Genomic DNA, 16,819 nt, shown 5'->3' with positions numbered 1-16,819 from the left:
CCGGTGTGTGGCCAGGGGCGGGCCGGGAAGAATGATCAACCCGGCAGCTTGAAGTCGGCGACCGAACGACGCAGGTCCGCCGCAAGCTGTGCCAGGTTTCCGATCGACTCGGCCGTCTGGTTCGCGCCCTGCGAGGTCTGGGTGGTGATCTCCTGAATCACGCTCATGGTGGCCGTGATGTTGGTCGCCGCGGTGGACTGCTGGCGAGCCGCCTGGGAGATGTTCTGAATGAGGTCCGCGAGGTCGTTGGACACCTTTTCGATCTCGCCCAGGGCCAAACCGGCGTCCTCGGCCAGTCGGGCACCGGCGACCACTTCCGCGGTCGTCTGTTCCATCGAGCTGACGGCTTCGTTGGTATCGGACTGAATGGTCTGGACCAGCGCTTCGATTCGCTTGGTAGCGTTCGAGGCGCGTTCCGCGAGTCGCTGCACTTCGTCGGCCACGACCGCGAAGCCGCGGCCCGCTTCACCGGCGGAGGCCGCCTGGATGGCGGCGTTAAGTGCCAGGATGTTCGTCTGTTCGGAGATGTCGTTAATCAGTTCAACGATGGAACCAATTTCCTGGGAGCTTTCACCCAGTCGCTTGATTCGCTTCGAGGTTTCCTGAATCTGGTCACGGATGTTGTCCATGCCCTGGATCGTCTGGCGCACCACTTCGGCGCCCTTGGCGGCGATCTGCACGGAGCGCTGGGCCACGTCGGCCGATTCGGCGGAGTTCTTCGACACCTCGTCGATCGAGCCCGCGATTTCATTGATCTGGGCCGAGGCGCTGGTGATCTGCTGGGCCTGGTGTTCGGCGGCCTCCGCCAGGTGCATGGCGGTTGCCTGGGTTTCCTGGGCCGAAGCAGCCACCTGCACGGCGGTCTCGTTGATCGTGCCCACCAGTCGGCGCAGCTCGTCGACGGTGAAATTGATCGAGTCCGCGATCGCGCCCGTGATGTCCTCGGTCACGGTCGCCTTCACGGTCAGGTCGCCTTCCGCGAGCGCGCCCATTTCGTCGAGCAGTCGCAGAATGGCTTCCTGGTTGCGCTGGTTCAGTTCCTGCGTCTCCGCGGCGCGGCGGCCCTGGTTGCGGAAGATGGTGAACAGCAGGAAGAACAGCGAAACGATGACGCCGGCGGCGCCGCCGATGGCGATGTAGTTGTTCGGGAAGAAGCGCTGGTAGTTGATGCTGTCGAAGCTGGAGAACAGCGCCTGGCTGTTTTCGAGCAGCACGTTCGACTCTTCCGAGATCTGGGTCGCCGCGCCCTGCACTTCGGCCAGGTCGGCCGACGCGCCCAGGATGATGTCGAGGTCGGTCTGGGCTTCGGCCCACAGCTCTTCGGCGATGCGCAGGTTTTCCCGGCCCGCTTCGGTGTTGATGCGCAGGTAGCCCGCCTCGGGGTTGCCCTCGCGGAAACCGTCGAGCACCGAGGAGAACACCGTGGCGTCGCGCGACAGCGCGTCGGCCGCGGACACCGTGCCTTCGCCGCCGGCGACGATTTCCGTCACGCGGCGCGACATGCGGTCGGCCAGCACGATCTGGCGGTTGGCGATGGAGATCTGCGAGGCGGATGCGTTGGCATCAGACAGCGAGCGCACCACCTCGTCGAGCTGGAAGGCCAGCCGCGGAACGCGCGAGATGAACTGGTTGGCGGTGTCGGTCAGGTTGAGCACCTGCTCTTCGGCGCCGTTGATGGTCTCGGCCGCCTGGGACATCGGCTCCCAGGTTTCGGTCACCTTCTCGAGCGCACTGGCGACGCCGCGGGCGTTGGGGTCGTCCTCGTAACCCGGCACCGCCTCGACGGCCGATCCGGTGCGCAGCGCGGACACGATTTCGTCAACGCGGGCCTTGGTGGCCTTGAACTCGGCAAAGGCGTCGGCGTTGCCGTCCACGGCCTCCTGGGCGTACTTCGCGAGCTGCTGCGAGAGCACCTGCAGGTCGGCGGTGAGGCCTCGTGCGTTGTTTTCCTGCTCGTTGAGGTAGCCGGTGCGGACGAAGTTGGCACCGAAGAAGGCCAGCGAAATGATCAGGATGATGGTCCAGAATCGAATGCCGAAGTTGGTGAACTTGTCGGTGATCGAGCGCGAGTTAGTGCTCATGACTGAACCTCATCCCCTGATTTGAAAAACTGCAAGAACAAACTGGTTTCGTATGGCCGCGTCAGGCAGTGGCCTGGCGGAATTCGGGAGTGCGCGTCAGCAGCGACATGTTGAACACGCCCCAGGTCTGGTCGGCCAGGCGGTAGGCCTGGCCGACGAAATGGCCGTAGCGCCCATCGACGTCGCCGGCCGACTCGGCCCGGTGCGAATCGTTGAAGGTGCGCTGGCCGAAGAGTTCGTCGATGGTCACGGCGACGTTGCCGCCGGCCTGGCGCACGACCAGCACGCGCTGGCCTTCGTGCACGACCGTGCGCTCGCCTTCCAGGAACATCTTCAGGTCCACCACCGGCAGCAGGCTGCCGCGCACGTTGGCGACGCCCATCATCCAGTTCTGCGCGCCCGGCACCGGGGTGACCGGCGGCAGCGGCAGGATTTCGACCACTTCGTCGAAGGACGAGACCAGGCGCCGCTTGCCGAGCCGGAACCCGACGCCGCGCCAGTGCCCTGGCGCCTCGATCATCTCGGGGCGACCCGCCTCATGGGCCAGCGAGCGCTCTTCGTAGTCGAGCAGGACCTCGAAGGGTCCGGGGCGCTTGGTCTGGTTGGACGAGTTCTTGGCCATGGCCGCCTCAGCCACCCGGGACGTAGGTGCGGATGGCCGAAAGCAGCTCATCGCGGGTGAAGGGCTTGGTCAGGTATTGCTCCGACCCGACGATGCGCCCCCGGGCCTTGTCGAACAGGCCGTCCTTCGAGGACAGCATGATCACCGGCGTCTGCTTGAACATCTGGTTGTTCTTGATCAGCGCGCAGGTCTGGTAGCCATCCAGGCGCGGCATCATGATGTCCACGAAGACGATCTGGGGCTGGTGGTCGGCGATCTTGGCCAGGGCCTCGAAACCGTCGGTTGCCGTCACGACGTCGCAGCCCTCCTTCTTGAGCAGGGTCTCGGCGGTGCGCCGGATGGTCTTGGAATCGTCGATGACCATGACCCGCAAGCCGGCCAGGCTGTTGTCGTCCATCTCACTCCCCATAACGATGCTGTCCCTGGCAATACGGGCCTCCGGGAAGCCCGCAGAATGACAGCTTATATCCCAGCCAGCGCCAAATGTGTCAAGCCGCCGGCGGTTTGCGACATGGATCACGCCGGCGTCCTGCTAGTCTAATGGCCTCCCGAAGACAATGACGCAGGCGCCGATGTCCCTGGACGTGGCCGTGGTGATGGACCCGATCGGCAAGATCAAGATCGGCAAGGATTCGACCTTCGCGATGCTGCTGGAGGCCGCACGGCGCGGGCACCGGCTGCATTACGTGCTGCCGGGCGGGCTGTGGCTCGACGCAGAGCGCCCCATGGGCCGTATGGCGCCGTTGCAGGTGCGGGATGACCCGGCGGACTGGTTCGGGCTCGGCGAGGCCGTCTCGCGGCCCCTGGCGGCCATGGACGTGGTGCTGATGCGCACCGATCCCCCCGTGGACGCCAATTTCCTGCACGACACCCTGATCCTGTCCCTGGCCCGGGACGCGGGCGTGCTGGTGGTCAACGACCCGGCCGGCCTGCGCGACCTGAACGAAAAGCTGGCCGCCCTGCTCTTCCCGCAGTGCTGCCCGCCCACCCGGGTGGCCCGGGACCCGGCCGTGCTCAAGGCCTTCGTCATCGAACATGACCAGGTGGTGCTCAAGCCCCTGGACGGCATGGGCGGGCGCTCGATCTTCCGGGCCTCGGCCGCCGACCCGAACCTGAACGTGATCCTGGAAACCCTGACCCACGGCGGTCGCGACCTGGCCCTGGCGCAGCGGTTCATCCCGGAGATCAAGGATGGCGACAAGCGCATCCTGCTGGTGGACGGCGAGCCGGTGCCCTACTGCCTGGCCCGCATCCCGCAGGGCAGCGAGTTCCGCGGCAACCTGGCCGCCGGCGGCCGCGGCGAGGGCCGCCCGCTGACCGACCGCGACCGCTGGATCGCCGCCCAGGTGGGGCCCGAGCTCAAGCAGCGCGGCATGATTTTCGTGGGCCTGGACGTCATCGGCGACTACCTGACCGAGGTCAACGTCACCAGCCCCACCTGCATCCGGGAGCTCGACGCCCAGTTCGGCCTGAACATCGCCGGCCTGCTGTTCGACGCCATCGAGGCCCGCCGGGCCCCCGCCCGGGCCTGACATGACGCCCGCCCGCCCCGGCACCGGCCCCGGAGACCGGCTCGGCGCCACCCTGGCGCTGTCGGCGATCCTGTTCGGGGTGCTGATCCTGGGCGTGGGCTTCGCCCTGGACCCGCCGGCGCCGGTGGCGCCGACCCTGGACGTGATCCTGACCGAGACCCGCAGCGACACGCCGCCCGAGGACGCCGATTTCATCGCCCAGGCCAACAACCAGGGCGGCGGCGACAGCGACCGGGCCGAGCGGCCGCGCGAGGAGCAACTGGCCCCGGTGCCCAAGCCCGACCAGGGCCTGGCCCCGGAGCCCCTGGTGGCGCAGGCGCCGCCGCCCGAGCCGGAGCCGGTGCCCCGGCTGCTCACCACCACCGGGCCCAGCAGCGAGCTGCTGCCGCAGCCCGAAGACCAGCGTGAGACCCATACCGACCCCCTGCCGACCGGCCAGGAGCTGGTGGAACAAAGTCTGGAAATGGCCCGGCTGGCGGCCGAGATCGAACGCCGGCAGCAGCTGCTGGCCAAGCGGCCGAAGCGCAAATTCGTCTCGGCCAGCACCCGGGAATACGAATACGCGGCCTACCTGCGCGCCTGGGTGGCCCGGGTCGAGCGCGTGGGCAACCTCAATTACCCGGAAGAAGCCCGCAGCCGCGGGCTGTCGGGCCGTCTGGTGATGACGGTGGCGGTACGCCGCGACGGCAGCATCGAGAACGTGCTGCTCAACAGCAGCTCGGGCCTGGGCATCCTGGACCAGGCGGCGATGCGCATCGTGCGCCTGGCCGAACCCTTCCCGCCCCTGCCCGAAACCGCAGAACGCGTCGACGTGCTGCACATCACCCGCACCTGGCAATTCCAGAACGGCAACGTCCTGTCGGACTGACGCGCTCTCTGGGATCGGGACTTCAGCCCCTCCCAGGGGGCTAGCGGGAGTCGGCGCCCAGGAGGAGGTCGATGGCGGCCATGCGGATGGGCACGCCGTTGGCGACCTGCTGCAGGATGACCGACTGCGGGCCGTCGGCGACGCTGCCGTCGATCTCGATGCCGCGGTTCATCGGACCCGGGTGCATCACGATCGCGTCCGGGGCCGCGCGGGCCAGGCGGTCCGGGGACAGGCCGAAGTCGCGGTAATAGCCTTCCAGCGACGGCACCAGCCCCTGCTCCATGCGCTCGCGCTGCAGCCGCAGCATGATCACCGCATCCACCCCGGCCACGGCCTCGTCGAAATCCTGCAGCACCCGGCAGCCGGCCAGTTCCGCCCCGCCCGGCAGCAGGTTTTCCGGACCGCAGACCCGGATCTCGCCGCAGCCAAGCGCCCGCAGGGCGTGCAGGTCCGAGCGCGCCACCCGTGAATGTTTGACGTCGCCGGCCACCAGCACCTTGAGTGCGCTGAAATCATCACCCTTGTGCTGGCGCAGCGTCAGCATGTCCAGCAGGCCCTGGGTCGGGTGCGCCGCCCGCCCGTCGCCGGCGTTGATGACCCGGGTGCCCGGGCGGGCACCGGCAGCCAGTTCGGCCACGGCCCCATCGTCGGCGTGGCGGATCACGAACACGTCCACGCCCATGGCCTCGATGGTCTTGAGCGTATCGAGCGCCGACTCGCCCTTCTTGGTCGAGGACGTCGCCACGTCGAAATTCAGCACGTCCATGCCCAGCCGGGTCGCGGCCAGCTGGAAGCTGCTGCGGGTGCGCGTGGACGGTTCGAAAAACAGCGTGCAGCAGGTCCGGCCCGGGTGCCGGCTGCGCGCGCCGGTTCCGGCGTGCGCGTGCGGGAGCAGCAGCTCGGCCTGGTCGAGCAATTGCCGCAGCAGGGGCGCCGGCAGGCCATCGAGGCTGAGCAGGTGGCGCAGGCGACCGTCGGACGTCAGCTGGAAATCGTGGTTCATGAGTGGGCTTGGGGCATCGGGGGAAGGTGGGAACCGGGGTCGGCGAGCCAGCGTTCAAGGATGATCACGGCGGCCAGGGCGTCGATCTGTTCGGCCTGGTGGCGCTTGCGGGTGCCGGCGGCGCGGCCGGCGGCAAAGCGGCGGGATGCTTCGACCGAACTGCTGCGTTCGTCCACAGCATGCACCTCCAGGCCATATCGCCGGGCAAGTTCGCGCGAAAAACCGCGGGCACGCTGGCGGGCGGGCTGGTCGCCCCCATCGAGCGTCGCCGGGTCGCCGACCACCAGGGCGTCGGGGCGCCATTCCTTGATCCACTGGTCCAGGCGCGCCCAGTCCGGGCCGGCCTCGCGCACGTCAAGCACCCCCAGCTCCCGGGCGGTGCCCGACACAGTGTTTCCCAGGGCCACGCCGATGCGGCGGGCGCCGACGTCAAAGGCCAACAGGGTCACGGGGCTGGTCATGCGTGGCCGGCGTAGTCGGCCAGGCGGTCGATGTCCACGCCCAGGCAGCGCGCCGCGGCGTGCCAGCGCCCGGCCATCGGCGTGTCGAACAGCACCGCTTTTTCCGCCGGCACCGTCAGCCAGCTGTTGGCGGCCAGTTCGTCCTCCAGCTGGCCGGCTTCCCAGCCGGCGTAACCCAGGGCCACCAGCAGCCTGGCCGGGCCCTCGCCCTTGGCCGTGGACTCGAGGATTTCGCGCGAGGTGGTGATCGCCAGGCCATTGGCCAGGCGCAGCGTTGACGGCCACTCGCGCGGGTCGTCGTGCAGCACGAAACCACGGTCGGGATGCACCGGGCCACCGGCAAGGACCTCCTGGGAAGCCAGCACCAGGTCGGCGGTGGGCAGCTGCATCTGCGCCAGCATTTCGCCCAGGCTAAAGTCCGAGGGCAAGTTCACCACCAGGCCCATGGCGCCGTCCTGGTCGTGCTGGCAGACCAGGGTGACCGAACGGAAGAAGTTCGGGTCATCCAGCGCCGGCATGGCGATCAGGAAGTGTTCGGCGAGGGACCGGTGCGCGGACATGCGCACAGTCTAACGCGCGGCCGGCGCCCGCCGGCGCTCAGCGCAGGCGCAGCAGCAGGGACGGTCCGCGCAGCTTCAGGTCGAGCCGGGCATCGAGCCGGCCCGCTTCGCCAACCCGGCGGCGGTCGAGCCGTATCTGGGTGCCGCCGTATTCCAGCGCCAGGCCCAGGCGCTCGAAGGGGAACCATTCCAGGCCCAGCGAGGTTTCGACGATGTGGCCGCTGAGCCGGCCACCGTTGCGGGCCACCCCGGAAATTTCCGCGTACAGGCGCAGCCGGTCGTTCACGGCGTGCCGCCAGCCCAGGTTCAGCAGCGGGGCGAAGGCGCGGTCGTCGCTGGCCACCCGCCCGTCCACCCTCACGCCGTCGACGCTGGCTTCGCCTTCGAAGAGGGTGCGCACCCGGTAGTGCGCGACGCCCAGTCCCAGCCCCCAGGCCGTTTCGCCCTCGCCCAGCCACCAGCGCCAGGTCGCGCTTGAGAAGTCGTAGTCGAAGCGGCTGCGCAGTTCGGCGGTGGCGGCGTAGGTGCGGCCGCCGTATTCGATGTCGCGGGCCAGGCGCAGGGTGTTGCCACGCTCGAAGCCGAAATATTCCAGGCCGAACCCGCCGTGGGTGCCCACCAGCAGGTCCAGGCGCGCCTGGGTGACCGGCTGGCGCCGGTCCTGGCCGAGGTCGCGCTCGAGGTTGACGTGGCCACCGGCGCTGTAATCGCCGCTTCGTGCGCTGGCGCGCAGCGTGGTGTCGCTGTGGGTGTCGAAGACACCCAGCGACAGGCTCCAGGGGTCGAGCGGACGCAGGTTCGCGGCGCCGGACGAACCGGACGCCGCGAGCGCCACGGCCAGAAATGCCGCCTTCGCAGGCACGTCGGCTATTTGACTTCGGAAAGCTCCACGCCATCCAGGCCCTGGCTGAGGGTGCGGGCATCGCCACCCTGGGCCAGCTTGATCTTCAGGCGGACCTCGTTGGCCGAGTCGGCGAAGCGCAGGGCGTCTTCGTAGCTGATCTCACCGGCCTGGTAGAGCTCGAACAGCGCCTGGTCGAAGGTCTTCATGCCCAGGTTGGTCGACTCCTTCATGACGTCCTTGATCTTGTGGATCTCGCCGTCGCGGATGTAGTCCTGGACCAGCGGCGTGCCGAGCAGGATTTCCATCGCCACACGACGCGACTTGCCGTCGGGGGTGGGAATGAGCTGCTGGGCGACAACGCCCTTGAGGTTCATCGAAAGGTCCATCAGCAGCTGGCTGCGGCGGTCTTCCGGGAAGAAGTTGATGATGCGGTCCATCGCCTGGTTGGCGTTGTTGGCGTGCAGGGTGCACAGCACCAGGTGGCCGGTTTCGGCGAAGGCGATGGCGTGGTCCATGCCTTCGCGGGTGCGCACCTCGCCGATCATGATGACGTCGGGCGCCTGGCGCAGGGTGTTCTTCAGCGCCGCTTCCCAGCTGTCGGTGTCGATGCCGACTTCGCGCTGGGTGATGATGCAGCCCTCGTGCTTGTGCACGAACTCGATCGGGTCCTCGATGGTGATGATGTGGCCCGAGGAGTTCATGTTGCGGTAGCCGATCATGGCTGCCAGCGAGGTGGACTTGCCGGTGCCGGTGGCGCCGACGAACAGGATGATGCCGCGCTTGGTCATCGCCAGGGTCTTGATGACCGGCGGCAGGGAGAGCTCCTCCACCGTGGGGATGCGCGTTTCGATGCGACGCAACACCATGCCGACCTGGTTTCGCTGGTAGAAACAGGACACACGGAAACGGCCGACACCGGACACGCCGATGGCGAAGTTGCACTCGTGGGTCTTTTCGAACTCCTCGCGCTGCGAGGGGTTCATGACGTTGAGCACCAGGTCACGCGACTGCTGCGGGGTGAGCGGGTTCTGGGTGATGGGCGAAAGCTTGCCGTTGACCTTCATTGACGGCGGCACGCCGGCCGTGATGAAAAGGTCGGACGCCTTCTTGTGGGCCATCAGCTTCAGGAAGGAGGTGAAATCAATGCTGCTCATGCTAGCTCCTGATTGCCCCCGGGCCTTGGCCCGGGGAACGTGTCACGCGGCGTCCTGCCAGCCCCCTTCCGGCGGCGACGTCAGTCGAAAAGTTTCTTTTCCTTGGCGTAGTCCCGCGCCTGCATCTTGGTGACCAGGCCACGCTTGACGATGTCCTGCAGGCACTGGTCCAGCGTCTGCATGCCGTACTGCTGGCCGGTCTGGATGGACGAGTACATCTGCGCGACCTTGTCCTCGCGGATCAGGTTGCGGATGGCCGGGGTGGCCACCATGATCTCGTGCGCCGCCATGCGGCCGCCGCCCACCTTCTTGAGCAGGGACTGCGAGATGACCGCGCGCAGCGACTCGGACAGCATGGAGCGCACCATCGGCTTCTCGCCCGCGGGGAAGACGTCGATGATGCGGTCGATGGTCTTGGCCGCCGACGAGGTGTGCAGGGTGCCGAACACCAGGTGGCCGGTTTCGGCCGCGGTGAGCGCCAGCCGGATGGTTTCCAGGTCGCGCATTTCGCCGACCAGGATGTAGTCGGGGTCTTCACGCAGCGCCGAACGCAGGGCTTCGTTGAAGCCGTGCGTGTCGCGGTGCACTTCGCGCTGGTTCACCAGGCACTTCTGCGAGGTGTGCACGAATTCGATCGGGTCCTCGACGGTGAGGATGTGGCCGAATTCGTTCTTGTTGATGTGGTCGACCATCGCGGCCAGCGTGGTGGACTTGCCCGACCCGGTCGGGCCGGTCACCAGGATCAGGCCCTGGGGCTGGTTGATCAGCTCGGTGAAGATCTTGGGCGTCGCCAGCTCCTCGAGCGAGAGGATCTGGCTGGGAATGGTACGGAACACGGCGCCGGCGCCGCGGTTCTGGTTGAAGGCGTTGACGCGGAAGCGCGCCAGGCCGGGAATCTCGAAGGAGAAGTCGACCTCGAGGAACTCCTCGAAATCGCGCCGCTGCTTGTCCGACATGATGTCGTAGACCAGCGCGTGCACCTGCTTGTGGTCCAGCGCCGGAATGTTGATGCGGCGTACGTCGCCGTCCACGCGGATCATGGGCGGCAGGCCGGCCGACAGATGCAGGTCGGAGGCCTTGTTCTTTACCGAGAATGCCAGAAGTTCGGCGATGTCCATTACTGTGTCCCCTTGGCGCTTGATCGGATGGGCGACCGCACGTTCCCGGGGCAGTATAGCGCCAACCACAGAAGGCAATGCCACCCATGGAAACGCCGGAACAGACCCTACGCGGTGTCCTGCAAACCATTGAAAACGCGGCAAAGCTGGCGGGGCGGCCACGGGCCGTCCGGCTGCTGGCCGTTTCCAAGACCCGGACCGCCGGCGAGGTGCGTGCCCTGGCGGCCGCCGGCCAGCGTGCCTTCGGCGAAAATTACGTGCGCGAGGGTGCGGCCAAGGCCGGCGAACTGGCGGCGCTGGGCCTGGAATGGCACCTGATCGGCCACCTGCAGTCGAACAAGTGCCGTGAAGCGGCCGAGGCCTTCGATTGGGTGCAGTCGCTGGACCGGCCCAAGCTGGTGGCGGCGCTGGACCGGGCCCGGCCCGCCGGCCGGCCGCCGCTGAACGTGCTGTTGCAGGTGAACGTGGACGGCGAAGCCAGCAAGTCCGGCTGCGCCCCCGAGGACGTGGGCAGGCTCGCCGCGCTGGTGGCGGCCGCGCCGAACCTGTGCCTGCGCGGCCTGATGGCCATCCCCGAACCGCATCCCGACCCTACGCGGCGGCGCGAGACGCTGCGGCGGATGCGCGTCCTGTTCGACCAGCTGGCCGCCGACCACCCCGGAGCCGATACCCTGTCCATGGGCATGAGCGACGATTTCGAACTCGCCATTGCCGAGGGCGCGACCATGGTGCGCATCGGCACCGCGCTGTTCGGGCCACGCGCCGCACCTGCCCGCGACTGACCCCTTTCCGGCATCAAGGAGCCTCCATGACCCAAGACACCCTGGCCTTCATCGGCGGCGGCAACATGGCCCGAAGCCTCATCGGCGGCCTGGTCGCCCGGGGCCGGCCGGCCGCATCGATCCACGTGGCCGAGCCGCAGGAACCACTGCGCCAGGCACTGGCCGGCGACTTCGGCGTGCGCGTGCACGCCACCGCCAGCGAAGCCGCCCGTGACGCCGGCACCTGGGTGCTCTCGGTGAAACCGCAGGTGATGCGCACGGTCTGCGCCGAACTGGCCGGACTGGCCGCCGGGGCGCACCCGCTGGTGGTGTCCATCGCGGCCGGCGTCACCACCACGCAGATCGACCAGTGGCTGGGCGGCGACCAGGCCGTGGTGCGCACGATGCCCAACACACCTTCACTGCTCGGCGCCGGCGCCACCGGCCTTTACGCCAATGCGCGCGTCACCGCCGCCGGCCGGGAACTGGCCGGCTCGCTGATGTCGGCGGTCGGCCTGGCGGCCTGGATCCCGGACGAAGCCCAGATGGACGCTGTCACCGCGGTGTCGGGCAGCGGCCCGGCGTATGTTTTCCTGCTGGCCGAAGCCATGCAGGCCGCTGGCGTCGCCCAGGGCCTGTCCCCCGACACCGCCCGCGACCTGGCCAACCAGACCCTGCTGGGCGCCGCCCGCATGCTGGTGGAAACCGGCGAAGACGCCGCGACCCTGCGCAAGCGCGTCACCTCGCCCGGCGGCACCACCCAGGCGGCGATCGAAAGTTTCGAAGCCAACGGCCTGCGCCGGCTGGTGGACGAGGCCGTTGCCGCCGCCGCCCGCCGCGGCCGCGAACTTTCCGGCAATTCCTGAAATCGCTCCCACGGTCGTCCGGTCATGGACGGCGGCAGGGCATAGCGCGATGATTGCCCTCTACCCGCACGGAGCACGACCATGCGCCTGAAGTCCTGGATCGCCGCCGCCCTGCTCTTCGCCCTTGCGCTACCGGCCAGCGCCAACTCGATGCGGGTGGGCGACCTGCGCGTGTATTACAACGCCCTGCCCACCACCCAGCTCACGCCCGAGGTGGCGCGCCAGTACGGCATCACCCGTTCAGCCAACCGCGCCCTGCTGAACGTCTCGGTACGCCGCGGCGAGCCGGGCGCCGACGTCGCCGTGCCGGCGCAGGTGCTGGCCGTGGCCACCAACCTGGCCGGCCAGCGCAACGGCGTGAAGATGCGCGAGGTGCGTGATGGCGAAGCCCTGTATTACCTGGGCGAAGCTCCCATCAACGGCCAGGACACGCTCACTTTCGAGATCGAGATAATCGTCCAGGGCCAGGCCCCGATGTCGGCGGTATTCAGGCAGGAGTTCTTCCCCCAGTGAGCCTGCTGCTGGTTCGCCATGGACAGGCGAGCTTCGGGGCCGCCGATTACGACCAGCTTTCCGAACGCGGGCAGATCCAGTCGCGCCGCCTGGGCGACTGGCTGGCCCAGGGCGGGCACCGCTTCGAAGCGGTGGTGGTGGGTGGCATGCGCCGCCACGCCCAGACCGCGCAGGGCGTGATCGACGCCTTCGCCGAACGTGGCCTGGCCCTGCCCGACGCCGTCAGCGACCCCGGATTCGCCGAATTCGACCACCAGGCCGTGTTTGGCGCGTTCGTCGAACGCCACGCCAACAGTCCGGTGGTGCTGGCCAGCCGCAGCGGCGAGCCGCGGGACGTCGCCGCCATGCTGCAGGCGGCGCTGCTGGCCTGGGCCCGCGACGAACTTCCGGGCATGCCGGAAACCTGGGAAGCCTTCGGCGACCGCGTGCGCCGGGCAGGGCAAAGCCTGCAGGGCCTGGCCGGCGACGGCGAGGTCCTGGTGCTCAGTTCGGGCGGGGTGATTTCCCGGCTGGCGCAGATGGCGCTGGACGTGCCGGTCGAACGCGCGGTGGAACTGAACCTGTCGCTGCGCAACAGCGCGGTGAGCGAATTCCATCCGCACGGCCCGCGACTGCGCCTGGGCAGCTGGAACGCACTACCGCATCTTCACGGCCAGCGTGAACTGTGGACCTATTATTGAGGCCGGCATGAAGCAGACGTCGTCGCTATTCACTTTTTCGGACCGGTCGCTGCAGCTGCAGGCGGAGGTGGCGCGATTCGTCGCCGAACGCGTCGTGCCGGCCGAAGCGGTTTTCGCCGCGCATGCCGCCGACCCGGCCACGCGCTGGTCGATCCCGCCGCAGCTCGAGGCGCTGAAGGCCGAGGCGCGCGCCCTGGGACTGTGGAACCTGTTCCTGCCCGATCCATCGCGCGGCATGGGCCTGAGCAACCTCGACTACGCCCCCATCGCCGAACTCACCGGACGGTCCCTGCACGCACCGGAGGTGTTCAACTGCAGCGCGCCCGACACCGGCAACATGGAAGTGCTGATGCATTTCGCCACGCCGGAGCAGCAGGCGCCCTGGCTGCCGCGGCTGCTGGCCGGGGAAATCCGCTCGGCCTTCGCCATGACCGAACCGGACGTGGCCAGTTCCGACGCCACCAACATCGCCCTGCCGATCGTGCGCGACGGCGACCATTACGTCGTCAATGGCCGCAAGTGGTGGACCACCGGCGCCGCCGACCCGCGCTGCGCGATCCTGATCGTGATGGGCGTCACCGAGCCCGACGCACCGGCGCACAAGCGGCAGTCCATGGTGCTGGTGCCGATGGACACGCCGGGCGTGCGCATCGTGCGGCCCCTTACCGTGTTCGGCTACGACGATGCGCCGCACGGCCACGTCGAGCTGGCTTTCGACAACGTGCGCGTACCGGTGGGCAACCGGCTGGGCGCCCCGGGCAGCGGCTTCGAGATCGCCCAGGCACGGCTGGGGCCGGGCCGCATCCACCACTGCATGCGGCTCATTGGCCTGGCCCAGCGCGCGCTGGAGGCGATGATCGATCGCGCGCGCCACCGCGAAGCCTTTGGCAAGCCGCTGGGCGGCCACGGCATGGCCCAGGAAGCGATCGCGCTTAGCCGCTGCGAAATCGAACAGGCGCGCCTGCTCACCCTGCAGGCGGCCGCGGCGCTCGACGCCCATGGCAACAAGGGCGCCAGGGACCTGATCGGCATGATCAAGATCGTCGCGCCGCGCATGGCCTGCCAGGTGATCGACCGCGCGATCCAGATCCACGGTGGTGGCGGCCTGTGCCAGGACCACTTCCTCGCCCAGGCCTACGCCGGCGCCCGCAGCCTGCGCCTGGCCGATGGCCCCGACGAAGTGCACATCGCGTCGCTGGCCCGGTCGATGCTGCGGACCTGATTCTTCCCGGCCGCGGACTTTCGCGGCAAAAAATCACCGCAAGGACCCGAGACCCATGGAATTGCCCGCTGACCAGCTTGCGACCTACCTCGAGACGCAGGTGCCGGGGTTCCGGGGACCGGTGGTGGCGACCAAGTTCAAGGGCGGGCAGTCGAACCCGACGTATCTGATCGAAGCCGCCAGCGGCAGGTACGTGCTGCGGCGCAAGCCGTCGGGAAAACTGCTGCCGTCGGCGCATGCGGTGGACCGCGAATTCCGCGTGCTGCAGGCCTTGCACGGCGGGCCGGTTCCGGTGGCCGAACCGCTGCACCTGTGCACCGATGAATCGGTGATCGGCTCGGTTTTCTACCTGATGGCCTTCGTCCCCGGTGAAGTGCACTGGGACCCGTCCTTGCCCGGCATGACGCCGGAACAACGGGCGGCGCACTACGAGGCGATCACGTCGGTGCTGGCCGCCCTCCACGCGCAGGACCCGGCCGCGATCGGCCTGGGCGACTACGGCAAGCCCGGCAACTACTTCGGCCGCCAGATCCACCGCTGGTCCGAGCAGTACCGCGCCAGTGAAATCGAGCCGATTCCCGACATGGACAGGCTGATGCGTGCCCTGGACGAGCGCTGCCCGGCCGACGACGGCCGCGTGGCCCTGGTGCACGGCGACTTCCGCATCGACAACCTGATGTTCGCGCCCGGCCAGGCTCGCCTGCTGGCCGTTGTGGATTGGGAGCTGAGCACCCTGGGCCATCCGCTGGCCGACCTGGGTTATTTCTGCATGGCGCTGCGCCTGCCGCGCAACCCCGCCCTGCCCGGCCTGGCCGGCATGGACCGCGCAGCGCTGGGCATCCCGGAAGAAGCGGCGCTGCTGGAACGTTACTGCAAGCTCAGCGGCCAGCCGATGCCCGCCGACTGGCCCTTCGTGCTGGCCTTCAGCTTCTTCCGGCTCGCCGCCATCGCCCAGGGCGTGGCCAAACGCGCCCAACAGGGCAACGCCTCCAGCGACCAGGCGTCCCAGGCCGGCCAGATGACCGCGCTGCTTGCCCGGCTGGGTGTATCGGCGCTCTGAGGGGTGGTCCTGGCCCCGGGCCCGCCCGGCGACAACGCTTCTACTGCGCCGCCCAGGCGTGGATGTGCCGGGCGAGTTCGTTCAGGCCGTCGGTGAGGGCGGCAGGGCCGGGCTGGAGGATGATCGGCGACTTGATTTCGTGCAGCTGGCCGTTGCGCACGGCAGGCACGTTTTCCCAGCCGGGGCGTTCGGCCACCTTGCGCGGCTGGAACTTCTTGCCGCACCAGGACCCGAAAACGATGTCGGGCGCGCGCGCAATGATCTGTTCGTCGTCGGCGAGGATGCGGTGTTTGGCCAGTGACTGCGCCGCAAGCTCCGGGAAGATGTCGTCGCCGCCGGCGATGCGCACCAGTTCGGCCACCCAGCGGATGCCGCTGATGCGCGGCTCGTCCCATTCCTCGAAATATACCTTTGGCCGGCGCGGCAGCGTCGCCGCCTGCGCCGTGACCGCATCAATGCCCGCCTGCAGCCGGTCGGCATAGGCCAGGGCGGCTTCTGCCGCGCCAACCATCGCACCCAGGCGGCGCACGTAATCAACGATGCCATCGACGCTGCGGTGGTTGCTGATCCAGACCTCGACGCCCTGTCGGATCAGCTCGGCGGCGATGTCGGCCTGGATGTCGGAAAAGCCGATCACCAGGTCCGGCTGCAGCTTCAGGATCTCGCCGACCTTGGCGCTGGTGAAGGCGCTGACCTTCGGTTTTTCCTTGCGCGCCCGCGCCGGCCGCACCGTGAAGCCGCTGATGCCGACGATACGGTCCTGTTCGCCCAGGGCGTACAGGACCTCGGTCGGTTCCTCGGTGAGGCAGACGATGCGGCGCGGCCCGGTGTTCACGGGTACAGCAGCCGTTTGGTCCAGGCTTCGCCGATACGCTCGTAGTGGTGGCGTTCGTGCAGGCGATAGCGCGCGCCGTACCAGAACTCGATGCGCTCGGGCACTACGCGGAAACCCGACCAGTGCGGGGGACGCGGTACATCGCCGCCCTCGAACTTCTTCTCGAACGCAGCCACGCGCGACTCGAAGGTTTCGCGCGACGGCATGGTCTGCGACTGCAGCGACGCCCAGGCGCCGATCTGGCTGGGCCGTGGCCGGCTGGCGAAATAGGCGTCGGCCTCGGCCAGGGCCACCGGCTCGACCGTGCCCTCGACCTTGACCTGCACCTGCTCGCGCAGGGCTTTCCAGAGCAGCAACAGGGCTGCGTGGGGATTTTGGGTCAGCTGCTGGCCCTTTCGGCTGTCGAAGTTGGTGTAGAAAACGAAGCCGCGCGCGTCGAAGGCCTTGAGCAGTACCGTGCGCGCCGACGGCCGGCCTTCGGCGTCGGCCGTCGCCAGGGTCATCGCGGTCGGCTCGGGGTCGCCGGCCTCGGTGGCTTCGGCCAGCAGCGTGGTGAAGGTGGCCATGGCCTCGGCCAGCAGCGGATCGGTGGCGCTTGGGTTCGCGTCGGTCATCGTGGGTTCCTCGGGCTTGGCGTAT

General features: G+C 68.5%; 19 protein-coding genes. 8 read left to right on the top strand and 11 right to left on the bottom strand.

The features are described from left to right. Positions 1–35 precede the first annotated feature (35 nt). The 3 genes from ACYVJH_RS13405 to pilG all read right to left on the bottom strand — a co-directional run bounded on the left by ACYVJH_RS13405 (position 36) and on the right by pilG (position 3,100). A complete protein-coding gene (locus ACYVJH_RS13405) occupies positions 36–2,081 on the bottom strand; it encodes a methyl-accepting chemotaxis protein (protein ID WP_460455148.1) in 2,046 nt (681 codons plus the stop codon). 61 nt (positions 2,082–2,142) lie between these two features. Then, positions 2,143–2,703 carry a chemotaxis protein CheW gene (locus ACYVJH_RS13400; RefSeq protein WP_460455147.1) on the bottom strand — a complete coding sequence of 187 codons (561 nt, stop codon included), beginning with the start codon at positions 2,701–2,703 and terminating at the stop codon, positions 2,143–2,145. Positions 2,704–2,710: 7 nt separating this feature from the next. Beyond that, entirely contained in the window at positions 2,711–3,100 is a 390-nt protein-coding gene (gene pilG / locus ACYVJH_RS13395) for a twitching motility response regulator PilG (RefSeq protein ID WP_034221726.1), read from the bottom strand. A gap of 175 nt (positions 3,101–3,275) precedes the next feature. On the opposite strand from pilG, the gene gshB reads away from it, so the two are divergent. Next, positions 3,276–4,235 (top strand): glutathione synthase, encoded by a 960-nt coding sequence (gene gshB / locus ACYVJH_RS13390; protein ID WP_460455221.1) that lies wholly within the window; start codon positions 3,276–3,278, stop codon positions 4,233–4,235. 1 nt (position 4,236) lies between these two features. After that, the gene (locus tag ACYVJH_RS13385) at positions 4,237–5,103 is read left to right on the top strand and encodes an energy transducer TonB (protein WP_460455146.1); all 867 of its coding nucleotides are present in this window, start codon (positions 4,237–4,239) and stop codon (positions 5,101–5,103) included. 40 nt (positions 5,104–5,143) lie between these two features. Here ACYVJH_RS13385 and ACYVJH_RS13380 read toward each other — a convergent pair whose 3' ends face one another. The 6 genes from ACYVJH_RS13380 to ACYVJH_RS13355 form a co-directional block, all read right to left on the bottom strand. Then, positions 5,144–6,106 (bottom strand): aspartate carbamoyltransferase catalytic subunit, encoded by a 963-nt coding sequence (locus ACYVJH_RS13380; protein ID WP_460455145.1) that lies wholly within the window; start codon positions 6,104–6,106, stop codon positions 5,144–5,146. Then, positions 6,103–6,567 (bottom strand): Holliday junction resolvase RuvX, encoded by a 465-nt coding sequence (gene ruvX, locus ACYVJH_RS13375; protein ID WP_460455144.1) that lies wholly within the window; start codon positions 6,565–6,567, stop codon positions 6,103–6,105. The genes ACYVJH_RS13380 and ruvX overlap by 4 nt, the downstream gene beginning before the upstream one ends. Continuing rightward, positions 6,564–7,127: a YqgE/AlgH family protein gene (locus ACYVJH_RS13370; RefSeq protein WP_460455143.1), complete on the bottom strand. Its 564-nt coding sequence runs from the start codon at positions 7,125–7,127 to the stop codon at positions 6,564–6,566. Before ACYVJH_RS13370 ends, ruvX begins: the two co-directional genes overlap by 4 nt. 37 nt (positions 7,128–7,164) lie before the next feature. Continuing rightward, entirely contained in the window at positions 7,165–7,989 is an 825-nt protein-coding gene (locus ACYVJH_RS13365; RefSeq protein WP_460455142.1) for a hypothetical protein, read from the bottom strand. 5 nt (positions 7,990–7,994) lie between these two features. Beyond that, complete coding sequence (locus ACYVJH_RS13360) at positions 7,995–9,125, bottom strand: PilT/PilU family type 4a pilus ATPase (protein ID WP_460455141.1); 1,131 nt, start codon at positions 9,123–9,125, stop codon at positions 7,995–7,997. Positions 9,126–9,205: 80 nt separating this feature from the next. Continuing rightward, positions 9,206–10,243: a type IV pilus twitching motility protein PilT gene (locus tag ACYVJH_RS13355; RefSeq protein ID WP_188665045.1), complete on the bottom strand. Its 1,038-nt coding sequence runs from the start codon at positions 10,241–10,243 to the stop codon at positions 9,206–9,208. A gap of 86 nt (positions 10,244–10,329) precedes the next feature. Between ACYVJH_RS13355 and ACYVJH_RS13350 the strand changes: the two genes are divergently transcribed. The 6 genes from ACYVJH_RS13350 (at position 10,330) to ACYVJH_RS13325 (ending at position 15,345) form a co-directional block, all read left to right on the top strand. Further along, positions 10,330–11,025: a YggS family pyridoxal phosphate-dependent enzyme gene (locus tag ACYVJH_RS13350; RefSeq protein WP_460455140.1), complete on the top strand. Its 696-nt coding sequence runs from the start codon at positions 10,330–10,332 to the stop codon at positions 11,023–11,025. Between the two features lie 26 nt (positions 11,026–11,051). Then, complete coding sequence (gene proC, locus ACYVJH_RS13345) at positions 11,052–11,870, top strand: pyrroline-5-carboxylate reductase (RefSeq protein ID WP_460455139.1); 819 nt, start codon at positions 11,052–11,054, stop codon at positions 11,868–11,870. Positions 11,871–11,951: 81 nt separating this feature from the next. After that, complete coding sequence (locus tag ACYVJH_RS13340; RefSeq protein ID WP_460455138.1) at positions 11,952–12,383, top strand: DUF4426 domain-containing protein; 432 nt, start codon at positions 11,952–11,954, stop codon at positions 12,381–12,383. Then, a complete protein-coding gene (locus tag ACYVJH_RS13335; protein WP_460455137.1) occupies positions 12,380–13,063 on the top strand; it encodes a histidine phosphatase family protein in 684 nt (227 codons plus the stop codon). The genes ACYVJH_RS13340 and ACYVJH_RS13335 overlap by 4 nt, the downstream gene beginning before the upstream one ends. A gap of 7 nt (positions 13,064–13,070) precedes the next feature. After that, complete coding sequence (locus ACYVJH_RS13330; protein WP_460455136.1) at positions 13,071–14,285, top strand: acyl-CoA dehydrogenase family protein; 1,215 nt, start codon at positions 13,071–13,073, stop codon at positions 14,283–14,285. 55 nt (positions 14,286–14,340) lie between these two features. After that, positions 14,341–15,345 carry a phosphotransferase family protein gene (locus ACYVJH_RS13325; RefSeq protein ID WP_460455135.1) on the top strand — a complete coding sequence of 335 codons (1,005 nt, stop codon included), beginning with the start codon at positions 14,341–14,343 and terminating at the stop codon, positions 15,343–15,345. Positions 15,346–15,385: 40 nt separating this feature from the next. Here ACYVJH_RS13325 and ACYVJH_RS13320 read toward each other — a convergent pair whose 3' ends face one another. Both ACYVJH_RS13320 and pdxH read right to left on the bottom strand, forming a co-directional pair. Beyond that, positions 15,386–16,180, bottom strand: coding sequence for an ABC transporter substrate-binding protein (locus ACYVJH_RS13320; protein WP_460455134.1), 795 nt, complete (start codon positions 16,178–16,180; stop codon positions 15,386–15,388). Next, on the bottom strand, positions 16,177–16,794 hold the full coding sequence (gene pdxH, locus ACYVJH_RS13315; protein ID WP_460455133.1) for a pyridoxamine 5'-phosphate oxidase: 618 nt from the start codon (positions 16,792–16,794) through the stop codon (positions 16,177–16,179). Before pdxH ends, ACYVJH_RS13320 begins: the two co-directional genes overlap by 4 nt. Positions 16,795–16,819: the final 25 nt, after the last annotated feature.

This window comes from Arenimonas aestuarii (genome assembly GCF_054781715.1).
This window is presented reverse-complemented; position numbering and strand designations above follow the sequence as displayed.